The sequence below is a fragment of the Agrobacterium genomosp. 2 str. CFBP 5494 genome (assembly GCF_900013495.1).
In the GTDB taxonomy this organism is placed as follows: Bacteria; Pseudomonadota; Alphaproteobacteria; order Rhizobiales; family Rhizobiaceae; genus Agrobacterium; species Agrobacterium pusense.
In genome coordinates, this window is sequence record NZ_LT009718.1 from 1,450,521 (window position 1) to 1,470,596 (window position 20,076).

At 59.4% G+C, this 20,076-nt stretch carries 17 protein-coding genes; 9 read left to right on the plus strand and 8 right to left on the minus strand.

The window, feature by feature from the left end:
* Positions 1-663 carry a guanylate kinase gene (gmk, locus tag AGR2A_RS07030; protein WP_004441063.1) on the plus strand — a complete coding sequence of 221 codons (663 nt, stop codon included), beginning with the start codon at positions 1-3 and terminating at the stop codon, positions 661-663.
* 1 nt (position 664) lies between these two features.
* Here gmk and AGR2A_RS07035 read toward each other — a convergent pair whose 3' ends face one another.
* The 7 genes from AGR2A_RS07035 to AGR2A_RS07065 form a co-directional block, all read right to left on the minus strand.
* Positions 665-1,288 carry an alpha/beta hydrolase gene (locus AGR2A_RS07035; protein WP_072494256.1) on the minus strand — a complete coding sequence of 208 codons (624 nt, stop codon included), beginning with the start codon at positions 1,286-1,288 and terminating at the stop codon, positions 665-667.
* Positions 1,289-1,360: 72 nt separating this feature from the next.
* Entirely contained in the window at positions 1,361-2,191 is an 831-nt protein-coding gene (gene rsmA, locus AGR2A_RS07040; RefSeq protein WP_004441067.1) for a 16S rRNA (adenine(1518)-N(6)/adenine(1519)-N(6))-dimethyltransferase RsmA, read from the minus strand.
* Positions 2,191-3,213, minus strand: coding sequence for a 4-hydroxythreonine-4-phosphate dehydrogenase PdxA (gene pdxA / locus AGR2A_RS07045; RefSeq protein WP_080823043.1), 1,023 nt, complete (start codon positions 3,211-3,213; stop codon positions 2,191-2,193). The genes rsmA and pdxA overlap by 1 nt, the downstream gene beginning before the upstream one ends.
* Before the next feature lie 26 nt (positions 3,214-3,239).
* Positions 3,240-4,187: a peptidylprolyl isomerase gene (locus AGR2A_RS07050; RefSeq protein ID WP_006700162.1), complete on the minus strand. Its 948-nt coding sequence runs from the start codon at positions 4,185-4,187 to the stop codon at positions 3,240-3,242.
* Positions 4,188-4,482: 295 nt separating this feature from the next.
* Positions 4,483-6,864, minus strand: coding sequence for an LPS-assembly protein LptD (locus AGR2A_RS07055; RefSeq protein WP_045534209.1), 2,382 nt, complete (start codon positions 6,862-6,864; stop codon positions 4,483-4,485).
* Positions 6,865-7,953 (minus strand): LPS export ABC transporter permease LptG, encoded by a 1,089-nt coding sequence (gene lptG, locus AGR2A_RS07060; RefSeq protein WP_072494258.1) that lies wholly within the window; start codon positions 7,951-7,953, stop codon positions 6,865-6,867.
* The gene (locus AGR2A_RS07065; protein ID WP_004441075.1) at positions 7,950-9,119 is read right to left on the minus strand and encodes an LptF/LptG family permease; all 1,170 of its coding nucleotides are present in this window, start codon (positions 9,117-9,119) and stop codon (positions 7,950-7,952) included. The genes lptG and AGR2A_RS07065 overlap by 4 nt, the downstream gene beginning before the upstream one ends.
* Positions 9,120-9,417: 298 nt before the next feature.
* Here AGR2A_RS07065 and AGR2A_RS07070 point away from each other — a divergent pair, with 298 nt between their 5' ends.
* From AGR2A_RS07070 to AGR2A_RS07080, 3 genes are all read left to right on the plus strand, one after another.
* Positions 9,418-10,911, plus strand: a complete 1,494-nt coding sequence (locus AGR2A_RS07070) for a leucyl aminopeptidase (RefSeq protein ID WP_072494898.1) — start codon at positions 9,418-9,420, stop codon at positions 10,909-10,911.
* 25 nt (positions 10,912-10,936) lie between these two features.
* A complete protein-coding gene (locus AGR2A_RS07075) occupies positions 10,937-11,386 on the plus strand; it encodes a DNA polymerase III subunit chi (RefSeq protein WP_004441079.1) in 450 nt (149 codons plus the stop codon).
* A gap of 142 nt (positions 11,387-11,528) precedes the next feature.
* Entirely contained in the window at positions 11,529-12,557 is a 1,029-nt protein-coding gene (locus tag AGR2A_RS07080) for a GGDEF domain-containing protein (protein WP_035207673.1), read from the plus strand.
* A gap of 28 nt (positions 12,558-12,585) precedes the next feature.
* On the opposite strand, the gene AGR2A_RS07085 is transcribed toward AGR2A_RS07080, so the two are convergent.
* Positions 12,586-13,512, minus strand: coding sequence for a Gfo/Idh/MocA family protein (locus tag AGR2A_RS07085; RefSeq protein WP_004441083.1), 927 nt, complete (start codon positions 13,510-13,512; stop codon positions 12,586-12,588).
* Positions 13,513-13,814: 302 nt separating this feature from the next.
* Between AGR2A_RS07085 and AGR2A_RS07090 the strand changes: the two genes are divergently transcribed.
* The 5 genes from AGR2A_RS07090 to AGR2A_RS07110 all read left to right on the plus strand — a co-directional run bounded on the left by AGR2A_RS07090 (position 13,815) and on the right by AGR2A_RS07110 (position 20,071).
* Positions 13,815-15,020, plus strand: coding sequence for a GGDEF domain-containing protein (locus tag AGR2A_RS07090; protein ID WP_234797388.1), 1,206 nt, complete (start codon positions 13,815-13,817; stop codon positions 15,018-15,020).
* 107 nt (positions 15,021-15,127) lie between these two features.
* A complete protein-coding gene (locus AGR2A_RS07095; RefSeq protein ID WP_072494900.1) occupies positions 15,128-17,068 on the plus strand; it encodes an EAL domain-containing protein in 1,941 nt (646 codons plus the stop codon).
* Positions 17,069-17,187: 119 nt separating this feature from the next.
* A complete protein-coding gene (locus AGR2A_RS07100) occupies positions 17,188-18,894 on the plus strand; it encodes an ATP-binding protein (protein ID WP_072494259.1) in 1,707 nt (568 codons plus the stop codon).
* Positions 18,891-19,499, plus strand: a complete 609-nt coding sequence (locus AGR2A_RS07105; RefSeq protein WP_072494260.1) for a response regulator transcription factor — start codon at positions 18,891-18,893, stop codon at positions 19,497-19,499. Before AGR2A_RS07100 ends, AGR2A_RS07105 begins: the two co-directional genes overlap by 4 nt.
* A gap of 89 nt (positions 19,500-19,588) precedes the next feature.
* The gene (locus AGR2A_RS07110) at positions 19,589-20,071 is read left to right on the plus strand and encodes a GlcG/HbpS family heme-binding protein (protein WP_004441094.1); all 483 of its coding nucleotides are present in this window, start codon (positions 19,589-19,591) and stop codon (positions 20,069-20,071) included.
* The last annotated feature ends 5 nt before the right edge of the window (positions 20,072-20,076 follow it).

Sequence of the window (20,076 nt, forward strand, 5' to 3'; positions counted from 1 at the left end):
ATGGCCCCGGTGAATATTTCTCCCGTCACGATCGCCCGCAGGGGGCTGATGCTGGTGATTTCTTCGCCTTCCGGCGCGGGCAAATCCACGATCGCGCGCAACCTGCTTGAGAAAGACAAGAATATCAGCCTTTCCGTCAGCGTCACCACACGCGCTCGCCGGCAGAGCGAGATCGAGGGCATTCACTACCACTTCATCTCCAAGCGCGATTTCGAGCGCATGCGTGATAATGAGGAATTGCTGGAATGGGCCGAGGTTCACGGCAATTTCTACGGCACGCCGCGCGAGCCGGTGGAAGATGCCATGGCCGCCGGCCGCGACATGCTGTTCGATATCGACTGGCAGGGTGCCGAGCAGTTGCAGGACAAGATGAAGGCAGACGTGGTCTCGATCTTCATCCTGCCGCCGACCATGACCGAACTGCAATCGCGCCTGCACCGCCGCGCCGAAGACACCGAAGAGGTGATCAAGACCCGGCTTCTCAATTCCCGCGCCGAAATCGAGCACTGGCGCGACTATGACTACGTCATTCTCAATGACGACCTGCAGGCCGCTTTCGAGGCCGTCGAAGCAATCGTCAAAGCCGAACGCGTCCGCCGAGACCGCCGCCATGGCATGTTCGATTTCGTACGGGCTTTGCTGGAGGAAGAGCCGAAGCTCTGATTTACGCGATGAGTCCGCGCGCCAGCCATTGCCGTGACAATCGCTCGTCCGCCGCGTCTTCCGCCCAGCCATGACCTGCATTGATCATTTCGAGCACGGCATCAGCCCCGGCTGAGACCAGTTGCTCGGCCAAATGCGGAGCGTCGGAGGGGTGACGCCGGTCGTCGTTGACGCCTGCAAGCAGAAGTACGGGGTACCCCGCGAGGTTCGGAAGAGGCTGGTCTTTTCTCGGAGACAACGGACGAAGCAGGATGGCGCCTTTCGACAGATGATGCGCCCGGCACATGGTTTCAGCCGCGATGATCGCGCCGTTCGAGTATCCGACGAGAAGGGGTTCTTGCGTCGTCTGCTGACATACAAAGGCAACGAAGCCGCACAGTCTGGTTGCCTGATGTTTCAGATCGTCGATATCGAGTTCTCTGTCGGGTTTTCTGCGAAAAAATGCGAAACCATTCTCCCAGGGAACCGCGCCCCTCGGCGCATATAACGCACCCTTGGGAAAGACGGCGCGGCCAAAAGAAATGAGGTCGTCTTCCGTTCGTCCCGATCCATGCAGCAAGATGACAGCGCAATCCGGCGTTTCAGCGGGAATATCAAGCTTATAGTGAAAACCGGCATTCTCCACGCACTTGCTCCTCCATTCGCAGGTGTCCAGGAACCGTTGCTTCCGTTCGGAACGGCGAACATCTGCCAGATGTTACAGGCAATTCGCCAGTGTCACGAATTCCTCCACTGAGAGCGTCTCCGCCCGCCGCGTGGGATCGATACCAGCCTTTTCAAGCAGCGCCTCGCCGCCGAGGCTTTTCACGCTCTGGCGCAACATCTTGCGGCGCTGACCGAAGGCGGCTTCGGTCACTTTTTCGAGCTTGGCGACGTCGCAGGGCAGCGGCTTGTCCTTCGGCAGCAGATGCACGACGGTGGAGGTTACCTTCGGTGGCGGGCTGAAGGCCTGTGGCGGGACATCGAAGGCCATTTCGGCAACCGTACGCCAGCCGGCGAGAACGCCAAGGCGGCCATAATGGTTGTCGCCTTCTTCCGCCACGATGCGCTGCCCGACTTCCTTCTGGAACATCAGCGTCATGGAGAGCCAGAAGGGCGGCCATTGCTTCGGCAGAAGCCAATTGACCAGCAACTGCGTGCCGACATTGTAAGGCAGGTTGGCGATGATGCGCACCGGCTCGCCGACGGGGACCAGAGCCTCGAAATCGGTCTGCAGGGCGTCTCCCTCTATGACCTCAAGCCGTCCGGGGTAATGCGCCTCGATTTCCGCCAGTGCCGGCAGGCAGCGACTGTCCCGTTCGACAGCGATGACCTTTTTCGCCCCGAGCGAAAGAATAGCGCGGGTGAGGCCGCCGGGACCGGGCCCGACCTCAATGACAGTCACGCCTTCGAGCGGTCCCGCCGTTCTGGCGATCTTCTGGGTAAGATTGAGGTCGAACAGGAAGTTCTGTCCGAGCGATTTCTTCGCATCGAGCCCATGACGCTGGATGACGTCCCGTAGCGGTGGTAGTCCGTCGATGGCCGCCATTATGCGCCGGCCCGGCTGCGGAGGGAAATGTCCGCCGCCATCTTGAGTGCCGCCACGAGGCTCGCCTCATTGGCGATGCCCTGGCCGGCAATACCAAAGGCAGTGCCATGGTCTGGCGAGGTGCGGATGAAGGGCAGCCCGAGTGTGACGTTGACCGAATCGTCGAAGCCCAGCGCCTTGGCGGGAATGAGCGCCTGATCGTGATACATGCACACTGCCACGTCATAACGCTTGCGGGCGGCATCGTGGAACATGGTGTCGGCGGGCAGGGGACCGAACGCATCGATCCCATCCTTGCGCAGCCGCATGGTCGCGGGGTGAACGATATCGCGATCCTCCGTGCCGAGTGCGCCGTCTTCACCCGCGTGCGGGTTCAGCCCGGCAACCGCCAGACGCGGAGCCTCGATGCCGAATTTCCGTCGCAGATCGGCATCGATGATCCGGCAGGTCGTGACGATCAATTCTTCCGTCAGCGCGGCCGGCACATCTTTCACGGGAATATGGATCGTCACCGGCACGACACGGACCTTGGGGCCGGCGATCATCATGACAGGCGTGACTTGTTCACCGGTCTGGCGGAAGGCGAGATCAGCCAGAAACTCCGTGTGACCGGGGAAACCGAAGCCAGCCTCGTAAAGCACCGATTTCGCGATGGGATTGGTGACAACGGCCGCAGCCTTGCCCTCGACCGTCAGCGAAACGGCGGTTTCGATGGCCTTGATCGTGGCATGGGCAGCGCCGACATGCGGTTGCCCCGCCTGCACGTCGAAGCCGACGGAAAGAGGTAGGATCGGAAACGCGTTTTCGAAAAGGCCAACGGCACTGTCCGCATCGCAGGTCTCGATATTGAGCGGCACGCCGATCAGCGCCGCGCGGCTTGCCACCACATCGGGGTCGCCGATGAAGATGAAGGGGGGCACACCGTTTTCCCGGCGCTTCGCCCAGGCGGTAATGGCGATATCGGGGCCGATACCGGCTGGATCTCCCTGTGTCAGGGCAAGCGGCAGGGATGCATATGTCACGGAAAGACCCGGCTCTTGTATCAATATCAGGTGTTGACGATCTGCGCCTTCTTGCGCAGCTCATCCATGTACTTCTTTTCGTTCGGGTTTTCGCCTTCCTTGGCCTTCATCAGGTCTTCGGACTTGAACACCATTTCCGCCGCATAGTCGTCGGAAACCTGGCGCTGCTTGCAGATGGCCAGATATTCGACGCCCTTTTCGGTCACGCGTGTGCCGGTGGTGCCGCCTTCCTTGGTCTTTTCTACCAGAGCCTTCCAGTCTTCCGGCAACTCAGGCGCCAGAATGCGGCCGAGGTCCTTGATTGCCACATCACGCATGGTCGCGGCAAAGCTCATCGCCTGGTCGCAGCCGGGATAACGTTTGCGCGAGGCTTCAGCCTCCGCCTTGCGCTTGCCAGTGATGGCGTTGCGCTTTGCTTCCGGGATAACGAAGATGACCTGCTGCAGGAAATATTCCGTGGTGACCGGTTTGTCGCCTCGCTCCTTCAGGCGGGTGACCAGATCCTGCGTTGACATCTTGCCGCGCGCGCCATAACGGGCGTTCACAAGGCGCGGCCAGCTCATCTGAACGGCGATGAAGGCCTTGAAGTGGTCGGCGCCAACACCCGCCTGCGCCAGCACCTTCGTCAACTGCTCCGGCTTCATCTTGTTGTTGCCGGCAAATCGCGCGAAGGCAGCATCGACATCCTCCGTACTGACCGACATTTTGACGCGGGCGATTTCTTCGCGCTTCAGCGCTTCATCGACAAGCTGCTCACGCGCCTTTTCATTGAGGTTGCCGGACTGGCGCTGCAGCTTCAGGAAGGCGACGCGCTTGGAAATGTCGTCATTGGTGATCGGGGTCTTGTTGACGACGATCTTCACGGTGTTATCGGCAAAGGCCTGACCGGCATAAGGCACGATGGCCATGGGAACGGCGAATATCGCAAAGGCAAAAGCAGCGCCACGCAAAGCCGACTTTCCGAAATTCATCATATCCTTCTCCCTTTCGTCAGGCAGGGTCCTGTTGCCCTGTCCCGCCAATCTGTTCGTCTGGTAACAGGGATTTTGCCTTCCCCCGCCTTTCAGACCTGCACATGTGCATCCGCACCGCGAATTTGCCACGTATATATCATCGTGATCCGCAAAACGGCAATGTGTCGGTTTGTTGAAAGAAACCCGATACTGTCATGCCGGGTCGACACTGGCGCGTTGTTGCGGCAAAACCGTGACTACTACTGGTCTGATAGCAAAAAGGCAGGCCACAATGCTGTGCGGCCCGCCTTTAAACTCAGTAATTGTTCGGCTTCCAGCCAATATCCATGTCGTTCCAGTCTTCGTTCGCGGAGCCGACGCTGATATCGCCAAGGGTACGGAAGGCAAGACGGGCATTGATCGACCAGTCATTGGCGGCCTGGCGGCTGGAGTTGACATTGCCTTCGTCGGAATAGCTGACCGTCAAGATCGTGCATTCGTCCTGATAGGCGATGCCAATCCGGCGTTCGGCGGCAAACTTGCCGTTCAGATCGTAGTTGATCGAGCCGAACAGCGACCAGTTATCGTCCATGCGCAGTGAACCGGATGCCTGGATGATATCGCGGTCTTCGTTATAGCCGTATTTCGGCTGCGCCTTGACCTGCGTATAGCTGAGCCTGCCGTTGATGCGGCGATCCGAATAGCTGATGCCCGTTTCAGACCGGTTGATTTCGAAATTGTCCTTGTCGAGACGCAGGCTCGAGGACAGCGAAAGACCGATAGGTGCATCGAATGCAGCCATGGCGACATAATCCGAACGATCGGATTCGAGGCCGGAATCGGCGCCGACATTCAGAAGATCATAGGAGGCGAAGGAATTATCGCCAGCGAGATGGAAGGACTGGCCAGCAATGGCGCGAACACCGTAACCATTGTCGAAAGTACCGTTGTAACGGAAGCCGAGATTGGCTCGTGTGCCGCCTTCGATCCGGTCGAAGCCCGAAAATTTGTCGCGCTCAAACAGGTTTGTGGCGTCGAACACAAAGGCTTGTGAGTCCTCGTTCGGGAAACGACCGGAATATTGCTCGTTCGGCCGCACGAAAATCTGCGCGATGGGCTCGATCACGTGGCTGCTGTTGAGAGCCGTGAACAGCCAGGGATAACGCACCTCAAGGCCACCGGTGACCATGCCGCGCAAGGCAGCATCGTCATGGATCATGCCTTCATAGGCATAGGATGTGCCGCCGGAGGTGAAGCTTGCCGCAGTCATGTCGGTCCACAACGCGTCGCCGCGCGCCGCAAGGATCGGCGTGATCTGAAGACCGCTATCCATCGTGATGGTGCGCTTCCATTCCGCTTCCGTGGTCCAGCGCGTGTAAGAGCCTTCCAGACCGTTGAAGCGCGGGAAGCCGCCCATCGCGTAGGAATCCTGCGTCGAACGGCTGATGCTCGTGAAGTTCGTAGTCAGCGAGAGCTCGCCGCCATAGATCGGATCCGGCAGGAAGTAACGATAGTCAACGACCGGATGAACGATCGCCTGCTTACGTTCCTTGAGCTCGGAATTATCCGTGTCCTGAACGTTGAAGTAATAACCGCGGGCGTCGAAGCTGTTACGTTCGCCAGTGCCTGTCAGATAAATCTGATTGGTCTGGACGTCGTTCTTGTAGCCTTTCAGGCTGTAGGTACGCGAAAAATTGTTATCCGACTGCACCATGGCGTCCCAGCCGAAGGCCCAGCGCGGGTTGATGCTGAAATCGCCCTTGCTGGCAACCATGCCGCGCTGATCGTTCAGCGCGTCACTCGTTCCGGCAATGAACGTATCCGAGGACTGCTGGCTGATGCCGGCGATCGTCAGCGTGTGCATGCCGGTTTCGAAACGCTGGCGCAACTCAGCCTGAAGAAGCAGGCCCTGTTTTGTGTAGTAGGTCGGTGTGACCGTGAGGTCGGACGTATCGGAAAGAACCTGGAAATAGGGGACACCGATACCGAAGCCGAGCTTGTTGGTCATGCTCATCTGCGGGAACAGGAAGCCCGACTTCCGCTTCACCGTATTGTCCGGCACCGTCAGGAACGGGATATAGGCGATCGAATGGCCGAAAAGCTGCAGACGTGCTTTTTCCAGCCGCACCGTATGGGTCTTGCCGTCCTGAATGACGCGCTCGGCCTTTACCTGCCACAGCGGCGCCTTTTCCGGGCGCTCGGCGCAGGGCAGACACGCGGTGTAGACACCGTTGTTGAGGACCATCAGGTCGCCTTCAAGGCGCTCGGCGCTTTCCCCGGCAATGCGGGTATTGTCCGTGGTCTCGACGCGCAATGCGTTGACGAAGCCCTGACCGAAGTCGTCGGTCACGTCCATCTCGTCGGCATAGATCTTGTTGCCACCCGGCTCGATCAGCTCGATGTTGCCATGGGCGACCACGCGACCGGTCTGCTGGTTATATTCCACTTGCTGGGCCACCATACGGTAGCCCGAATATTTCATGCGAACCACGCCCTTCGCGATGACGCGCTGGGAATCGCGGTTATAGGTCAGTTCATTTGCTGTAAGCAGGAGTTTCGAATCGTCTTGGCTTGCCGACGCAAGCAAACCATCCTGGCCGAAAGCGACCGGGCTGGATGCCAAATACGCGCACACAGCGGCACCTGTCAGAAGGGCCGTCCAAAGCCGCCTGATATTCCCGCGGTCAATTACCGCCACTTAGCCGTCCTCCTGATGAAGCAGAATGGTTGCCCCCAAAGCCAACGCCACGATGACTGGAACCCAGACCGCGACGGTAGGAGGGACAACACCACCACTCCCGAATGCCCTTACGAGCACGGTTACTACATAAAGCACGAAGCCGGAAACGATTCCACCCAGAATCACGGAGCGCGACTGGGCGAAGCGGCTGAACTTTAATGAAACGGTCGCGGCGATCAAGGTCATCGCAACCAGAAGCAGGGGCGTCGATAGCAGGAAATGATACTGCGTCTCAAGCGCCTTTGAAGATAGTCCAAAGGACTTTGCAACTTCGATCTTGTGAGAAAGGTCAAAGAAAGCAACAGTTTCCGTCTGTGTCATGCGCTCTTGGACGAATTCCCGTCTCAGATTGGTACTGATCTGCATGCTCTCTTGCCGAACTGGCACATGTCCGGCCCGCGTTTCAGAAACGCCGTTAAGAAGCCAGTAACCATCTTCCAATTTAGCCGACTTCGCATCCTTCCGCGAGACGATGTTTCCGTCCTTGTCGAGGTCGATGAGAACCACGTCGAGAAGCATCGTTCCGTTGTCTTCGAAGCTCTTGGCGCCGATGATCGTGTCACGGCCGCCGCTCGACTGGCGCATCCACGGAATGATCTCCTGCTGGCGGCCGCCGCCTGCTTCGTTTCGCAGGCCGGCTTCCATGGCGAGGGACTTGTTCTGGCCCCACGCTGCGATGGGGTTCAGGACAGTGACCGACAGGATGCCGATGAGGACCGCGCCGAGCACGAAGGGGAGAATGAACTGCCAGGCGGAAATGCCGGCGGCGCGCGTCACGACCAGTTCGTAGCGCCGGTTGAGCGAGATCAGCGTCGTCATGCCGACGAACAGCGCAATGAATGGTATGGTCTGCTGCAGGATCAACGGCAGGCGAAGCGCTGTCAGGCCAAGCGCGGCCGGAACGGAATAGCCGGGCAGGCCGGACATACGCCGCGCCGTTTCGCTGAAGTCGGCAAGGTAAATGATCGAGGATACGCCGATCACGAACCAGATGGCCGTGATGAGATATCGTTTCAGGAAGTACCGGGCGAGCGTGTTGAAGATCATGCGTTGCCGCTCCCCGAATTGCGCGCCAGCCGGCTGGAGAAGAGACGGCGCAACCGGCCCGCCGCATCGGTTACCATCCTCGGCATTTTCGGTTTACGGCCGGTGATCAGCACGAAGGCGGCCGCAGCACCGCTGAGGCCCGGAACGGCATAGACCAGAGGAATGAAGGCTGCGCTCTGCTTCACCTGGTTCGTGACGTAAAAACCGAGCCAGCGAAGCACGAAAGCCGTCACCAGCGCCGCGACCATCGGATGCATGCGCGCCTCGCGGTGCGAACGGGCGTCGGCGGCGATGACCAGCGATATCAGCGCAAAAGAAAAGGCGAACATCCAGTCCGACAGTCGCTTGTGCAATTCGCTGCGGAACGTCTCCGGCGAGCGCTTGTAGCTCGCATTGTTTTCATCGGGCGAGAGAAGGAAACCGAGGCTGGCGTCGCCCGGAGAGAGCGAAGGCTCCGAATCCTGCTTTTCCGACATGGTCGAAAGGTCGAAGGCATAGGACAGGAACTTGACGATCGAGACCTTGCCGTCAGGCGTCTTCTGCTGCACCTCGCCGTCGCGCATGGTGAGCGACGTACCGCTTTCGTCGATCATGCCTTCCTTGGCATAATAAATGAGATCGAAATTGGGATCGCGGCGGTCGGCAACGAACAGTCCCTTGAGAATACGGCCCTGCCGTTGGGCAATCTGCACGTAAAGGCCGTCCTGGATGGTACGGAACGTCTTCTCCTCGATCACGGAGGAGAGAAGGTCGGCATAGGCCGCAGCCACCATCTGCCGGGCCGAACTGCGGGCAGGCGGCTCGACGAAATTGGTGATGGTGAAGGAAAGCGCGCTCAGGACGGCGGCCAGAATGAGAACCGGGCGATACATGATCGAACGCGGAGATCCGGCCGCATCGATGATCGCGAGCTCGGAATCATTGTTCATCGTCGTGAAAATCTGGGTGATGCCGATGACGAGCGCGAAAGGCAGCACGACGGGAATGAGCGTCGGCAGGATCATCGTCGCGAGCGCCATGAAGGAACCCATCGACTGGCCCGTATCGGTCACGAGATTGATTCTCTGGAGAACCTGGATGGTCCAGATGATGGCCAGCACCGGCAACAGCGCGACCAGAAACATCTGCGTTGTCCGCCGCAGGATATAGTTCTCGAGAAGCTTCATACGGCCCTGTTCGACATTGTTTTTCCCTGCGATCGCTCGCCGAGTTTCCGCCTATCTAATCGCATCGTTTGCAATTGGCTATTCCGGCAGGCTCACAAATATGTTTTGCGCGACAATTTTTCCGCCGCCTGTGTCTTTTTGTGGAACAAGCTGTCGGTTTCATGACGTGAGTTCGCATTCACTAAAAATGCATTTCCTTTAACGGCTGTGGGGCTTTAAAGAATGCGGGGTTGCGCCCGGGGCCGAAAAGGCCATGATCATGCGCATCGTGCAAGTCGTAGAAGAAGAGCAGGAAAACATGTCCGCCAAATTCGATATATCTTTCGCCAATTCCGCCCCGCTGGAAAATGCCCTGACCGTGATGCTGCAGGCCTCGGGTGATGCGAAGGCCGTCGCCGGTGCTTCCGAAGCCGATCCGGGTGGTGTGATCGAAAGGGCGGCGAAGATCGCGGGCTTTTCCGCAAAATCCATGACGACGCTCGATGTTATCGCGCCGCAGGGTTCCGCTGCCGACCGGCTGCTGGTCATCGGAATCGGAAAGCCGTCGAAGCTGGTCGCCCATGACTGGCTGCGTGCCGGCGGTACGGCGGCTGCCCATTTCAAGAAGGCGGACAAGGTCGTTGTCTATCTCGATGCGCCGGGCGTAGAGGTTGGCGCTCAGGCGGCGGCGGATTTCGTGCTTGGTCTTCTGCTGCGCGCCTACAGCTTCGATGTCTACAAGACCAAGAAAAAGTCCGAGGACGAAAAGACGCCGAAGAAGGTGGAGATCATCATCGTCACGGCCGCCCATCAGGAAGCGGAAAAGGCTTTTGCCGTCTCCGAGGCGGTTGCGGGCGGCGTTATACTGGCGCGCGATCTCGTCAATCTCCCTCCGAACGTTCTCGGCCCGGTCGAATTCGCCGAAAAGGCGGAAGAGTTGCGCAAGCTCGGCGTCGAGGTGGAGGTCCTTGGCGAAAAGGAACTGAAGAAGCTTGGCATGAATGCCCTTCTCGGCGTGGCGCAGGGTTCGGCCCGTCCGCCGCGGCTTGCGGTCATGCAATGGAACGGCGGCTCCAAAAAGGATGAACCCGTTGCCTTTGTCGGCAAGGGGGTCGTTTTCGATACCGGCGGCATTTCGCTGAAGCCCGGCCTCAACATGGAAGACATGAAGGGTGACATGGGTGGTGCTGCAGCCGTAACCGGCTTGATGCATGCGCTTGCGGCCCGCAAGGCCAAGGCAAACGTTATCGGTGTCATCGGCCTTGTCGAGAACATGCCTGATGGCAACGCCCAGCGCCCCGGCGACATCGTGACTTCCATGTCCGGCCAGACCATCGAGATCATCAATACCGACGCCGAAGGACGGCTGGTTCTGGCCGATGCGCTCTGGTACACCAAGGAGCGTTTCAATCCGAAATTCATGATCAATCTCGCAACACTGACGGGCGCGATCACCGTGGCGCTCGGCAATCTGCAGGCCGGATTGTTCTCCAACGACGATGAACTGGCAACGCGGCTTTCGCAGGCCGGCGAGGTGACAGCTGAAAAACTGTGGCGCATGCCGCTCCACAAGGATTACGACAAGATCATCGATTCCAAATTTGCCGACATGAAAAACAGCTCGGGCCGCCTGGCGGGCTCCGTCACCGCTGCGCAGTTCCTCAAGCGCTTCGTGGGTGAAACACCGTGGGCGCATCTCGATATCGCCGGGACAGCCATGGGCTCGCCGCTCACCGAGATCAACCAGTCCTGGGGATCGGGTTACGGCGTGCGTCTTCTGAACGAACTCGTTCGCGCCCATTACGAAGATTGAGACGAGCGGAGCGGCACGCCAGCGCATGACTGAAATTCTGTTCTATCACCTGACGGAATCGAAGCTGGAGGACGCGCTGCCGCCCTTGCTCGAGAAATCGCTGGAACGCGGCTGGAAGGTCGCGGTCCAGACAGTGGGCGAGGAGCGCCGGGACTTCCTCGACACGCATCTCTGGACGTTCCGCGACGACAGCTTCCTTCCGCACGCCACCGACACTTCGCCAGTACCGCAAAACCAGCCGATTCTCCTGACGGCATCGGACGGGAACGCCAACGCCGCGAGTGTTCGTTTTCTCGTTGATGGCGCCGAGCCCCCGGCAGTGGAGGCTTATGAACGCATCGTCTTCATGTTCGACGGATACGATGCCTACCAAACCGAAATGGCGCGAAACCACTGGAAAAGGCTGAAAACTGAGGGGCATTCGCTGACCTACTGGCAGCAATCGCCGGAAGGGCGCTGGCAGAAAAAGGCATGACCCGTCCCCCGTCTGACTACCTTTGCAACGGGAAAATGGCCGGTAAGAAATCGCATGTGGTGTCGCCCGTGGCGGTTGTTTTATGAACGCATGCAACATGTACGCTTTCAGACGCGTTATCAGCAGACAGAGGGGATATGCGATGGGACAGATGATGCCACGACCGGATCTGGAGCTGGAACGACTGGTAGCAGTGCGGTCCGTTGTGGCTTTCAAGAATGCGGAAACCGCTGAATTGAAGGCGATCTCGCAACTGGCGCAGGGCGTATTCGGGGTGGCACGCGCGGCCGTGCATATTCTGGATGAGGACTGGCTCCACATTGCCGAGCAGGCAGGGCTGCAGTTCCAGGAATGCCCCCGTGACATCGCGATCTGCGACCGTGTGGTCGTCACGCAGAATATTCTGACTGTTACGGATCTGAGCGCTCATCCTGAATTCGGCTCTTTGCCTTATGTAAAGGGCGCGCCCGACCTGCGGTCCTACGCCGGCGCCCCGATCGAACTCGAACCCGGTCTGGTGGTCGGGACTTTTTGTCTGCTCGACCCGCACGTTCGGGAGTACACCGCTGCGGAGGTCGATAATCTCCAGTATTTTGCGACACTCGCGGGCGCGCTTTTGAGATTGCAGAAAGCGAACTTCACCATGAGCCTTGCCGCCCGGGAACTGCGCGATGCGGCCATGACCGATCCGCTGACGGGCTTTTATAATCGCAAGGCTCTGGACGCGATCGTTGATCTGGAACTTGGCGCCGCGCTTTGCGAGAAAGACACTTTCGGTGTTCTCTATCTCGATCTCGACGGCTTCAAGACCATCAATGACACGCTTGGCCATGCGGCAGGAGACAGGGTGCTGGTCGAAGCATCCACCCGAATCCGCGATGCTGTAAGAGAAGATGATGTGGTGGTGCGCATGGGGGGCGACGAATTCGCAATATTCGTGCCGCGTCCGGATTCATCCACGCTCATCAACGGCCTTGCGGAAAAACTGCTCCACGCGTTTCGGCAACCGTTTCATGTGGAGGGTGAGAGCGTGCTTGCGCGCCTCAGCATCGGCGGCGCCATCGCGCCGCAGGCGGGCGCGGATCGCGCGACGCTGCTGCGGAGCGTCGATGAAGCCCTGTATCAGGCCAAAAAATCGGGGCGCGACCGGTTTGTCAGCCGCGCCCTCTGAAAGATTGCCTTGAGAAGCGTTTCGCTGCTCAGTCGTAGAAAGAATCCACGAATTTGTGGCGGCCGAGCAGGAAAGCATCGGCCACATGGGTCAGCGGCGCAAGATCGACGTCCGAGCGGCCTGACTTGATGATCTCGGCGAAGCGCTCGTAAAGGGCCGGATATTCCCGTTCCGGCTGGGATAGTTTTTCCTCACCATTGATCGAAAGCTTCGCCCCGCCTTCCGAAAGCACCATCCGCCCCGCGGCGGTCTCGGCCACGATGTCCCAGCTCTGCTTGCCGGTCTGACGCCAGTCGAACTCGGCATGGACGGGCATTTTTGTCACGTCCGAGAAATGCAGGTCGGCCGCGATCGGCGCGTCGCGGTTTTCCGGGAATTCGAGCGTCGCCCTGGTCAGGAACAGCGCGCGCGGCAGGATATGGGTGATGATGGAAAGCGCATTGATGCCGGGATCGAACACGCCGAGACCACCCGCCTGCCAGATCCATTCCTGGTTCGGATGCCAGTGGCGCACATCTTCTTTCCAGATCACATGAACGCTGTTGATCGTCGTGGAGGCTAAAAACGCCTTGGCAGCCTCGACGCCAGGTGCATAACGCGAATGCCAGCTTGCAAACAGTGACAGGCCTTTAGAATCCGCGAGGCGGACGAGATCCTGTACCTCCGAAAGCGTCGCGCCCGGCGGCTTTTCGAGGAAGACGTGCTTGCCGGCATTCAGTGCCGCATAGGCTGCCTCATAACGATATTGCGGCGGCATGCACAGAGAGACGGCGTTGATATCGGGTACGGCCTCGAGCATCGCCTCGATGGTGCCGTAGGATGCGACGCCATCCACCGTGCCATGGCGGCTTGCGGTGCAGATCAATTCAAAATCCGGATTGCCTGCAATGGCGGGAAGATGCTGGTCGCGAACGATTTTGCCGACGCCGACGATGGCAAGCTTGGTGGCTGACATGAAGTGGAACCCGTGTGTGAGTGCTGCCTAAGATAAAGTGTGATTTTTACAGGTTTTTAGCAGAAACGCCCGCAGGAGCAAGGCGATCGTTTCGGCGCGACGCGTCTTTTCAAGACGATGACTTCACGGAAACTTTCGATACACATTATCGACCGTGCAATGCTTGATCATGAAAATATTTCTTTGTAATTTTCAGTGATGTTTTCGATGGCCGGGCTGTCTTAATCCAATTTTTTAGGTATATTCTCGTTTTGTTAGAGTTTTATGTATTTTTAACTTGAGTATATTTTAAAGAGCGGGTCGTGGTGGTTTTATTCAAGGCTGACCGTCTGTCTGGCTTCGTTCAGAAAGTCAACGAAAGCAGCCGGCAATTCAATACATACGGATTGATCTTCGGCATCATCCTCTACAATCTCTACGTATTCGTGGACATCAGTCTGGTGCCGGAAATCATCTGGCTGGATCTGACAGTCCGCCTGATGATCATCACACCGCTTCTCTTTCTTTATTTCCCCGCCCGATATTATGCGATCAGGATGCGGCCGGACGGCGTGGCGCATGAGGTCCTGCACGGACTGGGTTGCATGTTGGTCGTCGCCTCGATCATGTTCATCTATGCCAATGCGCAAACCTCGTCGGCGAGCGAATATTACGTGGGTATCGTCACCGTCGTCCTTTATATGAATACGATACATCGCAAACCGTTTCCGCTTGCGGTCATGGGCACGGTTGGCTGCATGGCGGTTTTCATCGTCGGCATGGAATATGTCACGGTCACGAGCGAGGTGGCCAAGCTACCGGCCATCATGTGTTCCGCTGGCATCAGCGCCGTCTCGCTGTTTGCGGCCTACCGCATCGAGCAGGTGGAAAGAAAGGACTATCTGGCCTCTCTGCGGGAGAAGACCCTGCTGCAGCGGATTCAAAGTGCAAATCACGAGCTTCAGCAGCTTTCCAATACCGACCAGCTCACCGGAATTCGCAATCGCCGCAGCTTCGACGAGGCGGCGAACGAGGTATCGGTCGGTAGCGGCCGGCCGCGGGCGCTCATCCTTCTCGATGTCGATTATTTCAAGAACTACAATGACGCAGAAGGCCACGTCGCCGGCGATGACTGCCTGCGCAGGATTGCCGGCAGGCTGCGTGGCGCCCTGCGCAGGGACGATGGCGACAGAAGTTTCATAGCCCGTTACGGTGGGGAAGAATTTGTCGTTCTGCTTGCCGATTGTACCGCTTCCGCTGCGCTTGCCGTTGGCGAAAGACTGAGACTGGCCGTAATCGACGAGGCCATCCCCCATCTCAACCGTCCAGACAGACAGAAAATCGTCACCGTCAGCCTCGGCATTGCCGTTTCCGGCGACGGCAGGGAAATCATATACGAGATGGTGAACCGGGCCGATATGGCGCTTTACGAGGCAAAGCGCCAGGGCCGTGACCGGCTGGTGCTGGCCTCCGGGCATATGGGAATGCCGGCGGAGCTGTACGGGGTCGAGGCCATGATGTCCGGATAGGGCTGATGGCTTGGCGGCGCCATAAATTTTGCCCCGCGCAAGCGGGATTGTTGAAGGCCGGCCACCGGAATTCCGGGGCAAGAACACATAATAATCGGGGAATGCAGATGATGGAATTGATCGCCGCACAAGCGGCAGCGTCCGCTGCCGAACTTCCATTCCTGCTGCTTCAGGCGGCCGCGGTGGTTGGCATGGTGTCCGTGCTGATCCTTCTGCGGCGGAACATCGCCCTCGAGGATCCCCGCTATAAAATCTACTATGGCCTCGTCTTCGGAATGACAGGTTTTCTGCTGACGCTGCTTGTTTCCGAATTCATCAAGCTGCCCTCCAAGCCTTACATCCGCTCCGATCTGCTGTTTCTCGCGGGGGTGCTGGGCTCATGGCAGGGCGGGCTTATCAGCCTGTCCCTCGTCGCGGCCGGGCGTTTCGTGTTCGGCGGCCCCGTGCTGTTTTTTGCGGCCCTGCAGGACATGGTCGTCATTTCGGCCTGCGGCATCATCATGTATGGCTGGATGCGCGACCGACGCCTCGCCGATCTGGGAACTCGGGATATTCTCACCGTCTTCGCCGTCAGATTCATGGCCGCGCTGCTTGCCATCACAATCTCGTTCGTGTTTGGTCTGATCGACCAGACGCTGTTCTTGAGCGCAATAGGCCGCCGAACGCTGGGAGCTGTCGCCGTTGGCCTGCCGATGATCGTCTGCCTGTTCATCCTGCTGCGCAGCGAGGCGCGCGCGCGCGACGAGGCAAAGAAACGCGAGTTGGCGGCGCGGACGGATTCATTGACCGGACTGCCCAACAGGCGCGCCCTCAAGCACCATATGGAAACGGTCATGCGGCAGGAGCCGGCCGTTTCGCACGCCCTCGTTCTGATCGAGATCGTCAATATTGCCGATGTCGCCGCCTGCGAGGGGGAGGACTGGAGCGATATTTTCTGGCCCAGGCTGGCGCGGGAAATCTGCGATGGGGAATACGGCCTGCTGTGCAGCGCCCATGCACCTTGCAGCTTCATGTTCGGCGATACGACACTTGCTATTGTCATGCGGGAGATTTCGCTGGAGAAATCCGAAGGTACGAAACTCATGATGCATCTGCATGAGGGGTTGAGCACCTTTTGCCGCTCGGCGGAGGCGGGGCCGGTACCGCATCTCAAAATAGGCGCGGCAAGTCTGGACAGGCTTTCCCGGCAGAACGTGGCCTCGTTCTTCAGACATCTCAGCCTGGCGCTCAAGGGAAGCGATCATCCCGTGCAGATTTTCCCCTTTTCCTTTGCCGAGAAGGCGACACGGGACGAGACGGTGCGGCAGATGCTCGTCAACTGGATCAAATCCGGCAGGCCGCCCATTTGCTATCAGCCGAAATTCGAAATGCGCAATCGCCGCATGATCGGTGCTGAGGCGTTGCTGCGCGCGGTCGATGCGCGGGGGCAGGCGCTTTCGCCCTATTATGTGCTGGAGATCGCCGAACGTCATCGGTTGCTGGCGGAATTCGAATGGTCGACGATCGAAGCCGTGGTGCACGACCTTCGTGATCTGCATGATCTCGATGCGGATTTTCATCTCGCGGTAAATATTTCCGCTTCGTCCTTTGCAACCGTGCACTTTGCTGACCGGGTCGTGGCGCTGCTGCAGGAAATGGCGGTGCCGGCGCATCGCCTGGCGATCGAAGTGACGGAGATGAGCAGGATTCCGACCAACGACGTCGTGCAGCAGAATTTCGATGCGCTGTTCGCCGCCGGCGTGCGGCTGGCGCTCGATGATTTCGGGACCGGTTATGCCGCGCTCACTTTGCTGGCGCGGTTCCCGTTTGAAGAGGTCAAGATCGATCACTGGATGACGTCGAGGCTGGATCAATCGCGGTTCCGGGAGGCCATTGCGCTCGCCTTCGAGAGCGCGGAGCGTTATGGCGCTAAGCTGGTGACGGAAGGTATAGAAACCGAGGAGCAGAGCAGGCTTCTCATGCAGATGGGCATTCGCTTCGGGCAGGGTTATCTTTATTCCCCCGCCGTGCCGCTCGCGCGGCTGCAGTCCCGCAGGGCGTGTGCCTAGCGCCAAGGGCACCGCCCACATCTTCCCGCGCCAATGATAATCAGGGGTAAATTCGGCTGGGGCCGGATTGAATGTTCTCACTGTCTGTGCTGAGAAAAGTCACCTGTTAAACGAATGTCATGATCCGCTCTGTCGGTCATGCGGGCGAGCCGATGCTTGAAAAAAACGATGCATGGAACGACATGCCCGGAACGCCGGTCGAGCGCCGACCGAACGAAGCGGCCAGGGGCGCTGCTGCGGCCGGCCGCTCACTTGATGCCACCGCCCATTCCCTTTCCGGCAGCCGGCGCATGGCGCACGCGCCATGGCCGCTGTCGGGGCGGCCGTTTCTCAAGTTGTTTCTGGTCTGGGCACTGCTTATGGCAGCCGTCGTGTCCGGACTGGCGGCTTATCAATATGTCAGCCTGCTCGGCGAATTGGCACGGCAGAGCGATGCGTTGCAGGCTGAGGCATCCCGCCGGGCCGATCAGCATGATGCCCATGTGACGGCGCTTTCGGCGGTGGCGCAGGCGCAGCAGGGGGCGGATTATCGCCTCTTGCTCGATGTCGCGGCACCCATTCTGCAATTTTACCCGCGTATTGACGAGGTCCAGCTGGTTTCCCTCAACGAGGCGGGGCCTGTTGTCGGCACACGGCCGCTGGAGAGCGAGCTGGCAGCGACGATCCGCGAGGCGGCATCGGTCTTTACCGGCCGGCCGGCTCTGGTGGCGAGCGATCTCAGACCCGGCCATTACATGATCGTCAAGCGCAGCCCCAATAGCGGGTCGGCCTCGAAGGTGCTGGTGCTTGCCGTCGATGCCGGGCGGCTTCTCGCGTCCGACGCTGCGTTCTGGTCGGAAAAACAGGCGGTGATCCGTCTTAAAATGCCTGGCGGGACAGTCCTTCTCGGCCCACCCACGATGCCGGAAGCGCCGCAATATGTCCGGCAGCTCAGCAGCGCCAGCCAGCCTCTGACACTGGAAGTCGCGCTCGCAATCACCTGGCGGGACCTTTTGCCCGGCCGCGCCCTGCTGGCGGGCGTGGCTGGCGCAAGCGTCGTTTTCGTGCTCGGTATTGTCATGACAAGACAGAGGACGCGCATGCGCGCCGCCGAAAGACGCGCCGAACTGAGCGGCATGGAAGCGAGACTGACCCACGCCTCGCGGGTTAACGCTCTCGGAGAAATGGCGAGCGGCCTTGCCCACGAGCTTACCCAGCCCCTGACGGCGATATTGGCGCAGGCGCAGGCGGGGAGGCGGCTGCTTGCCCGTCAGGATGTCACGGCTCTTTCCGGTGCTCTCGACGATATGATCGATCAGGCGCGGTGCGCCGCGAATATGCTCGACCGGTTCCGCAACTGGTCGCTGCCGCACCGCCAGCCGGTCGCGGCGCATGACCTGCGCGCCGCCCTGCGCAATGTCGATGCGCTGCTTGCCGGCGAAGCGGCCCGGCATGAGGCCAGCATTGATATCGCGATGCCGGAAGTACCGCTTCCGGTGCGGGTCGATCCCGTCGAAATAGAACAGGTCATGTTCAATTTGCTGCGCAACGCGCTTGACGCACTCACTGCCATTGAAGGCAGACGTGCGATCACGGCAGGATTGAGCCGGAACGGTGATTTCGCCGTTCTCGATGTTGCCGATAACGGCCCCGGCGTAGCGCCCGAGCTGCGCGACCGGTTGTTCACACCTTTCACCACCACGAAAAACAACGGAATGGGGCTGGGGCTTGCCCTCAGCCAGAGGCTGGTGGAACGCGCCAGCGGTGAAATCCGATACGTCGCGAGTGAGAATGGTGCCCATTTCCGGGTTGTCCTCCCGCTTGCACCGGAGGCACGGGACCCATGACGCTGCCCGTCTATCTGGTTGATGACGATGACGCCGTGCGCAAGGCGCTCATCCTGCTTCTCTCCACCGTCGGCATAAAGGCGAAGGGCTTTGCTGATCCCGTGGCGTTTCTCAGCCAGCTTGCCGCCCTCGAGCCGGGCTGCCTGATCCTCGATATTCGCATGCCCGCCATAACCGGATTGAAATTGCAGGAGAAACTGACGGAAGAGGGGATAGACTGGCCGGTCATCATCATTTCCGGTCACGGCAACATCGAAGCCTGCCGCCGAGCCTTCCACAATGGGGCGGTGGATTTTCTCTCCAAGCCGGTCGACGAACAGGATCTCATCGATGCGATCCAGAAAGCGCACCGGATATTGGCCCGCACGCTTGACGCAAAAGCGCTGCAGGCGGAGAATTTGGCACTCCTGTCACTGCTGACCGCGCGGGAGCGGGAGATACTTGAACGCATCGCGCTCGGTTATACCTCGCGCCAGATCGCAGACGGACTTGGTCTGTCGCCACGCACGGTGGACAGCCATCGCGCCGCCATTGGCCTGAAGCTCGGCACAACCTCGCAGGCGGAAATGACAAGACTTTGGCTGGAAGCGGGTGCGGATCGGTAGAACTACCGAGCAGCCGGAAAGTCTTACGGATTCGCGGCTCAACGCCATCCGCTTAAACTGCAGTCCTCATCAAGCAAGAGGACCTTTTCATGATCCGCAACCTTCTCGTTGTTTCCACTCTGCTCGCTCCTTCGGTCGCCCTGGCGCAGACGCTGCCGACCGCACCTTACCTGCCACTCGAATTGGCGGAAAAGGCTGCCAGTGCGGCACTTCAGGCCTGCTCGGCCAAGGGCAACGCTGTCACCGTTGCCATCGTCGCCCGCGACGGCGCCGTAAAGACCGTCCTGAAAGCAGATGGTTCAGGTCCGCACACGGTCTCCAGCGCCACCGGCAAGGCATTCGCTGCCGCATCGCTCGGCCGTGACATTGGCGAGATCGCCGAATTCATCGCTTCCAAGCCCGCCAATGATGGCCTCCGCAACATGGATGAGCGCATGGTCATTCAGGCAGGCGGGCTGCCGATCAAGATCGGCGACGCGCTCGTCGGCGGTATTGGCGTTGGAGGCGCGCCGTCGGGTGCAATCGATGCCGAATGTGCGCGTGAAGGTCTGAACACGATCGGTGCGAAGTAAGTTTC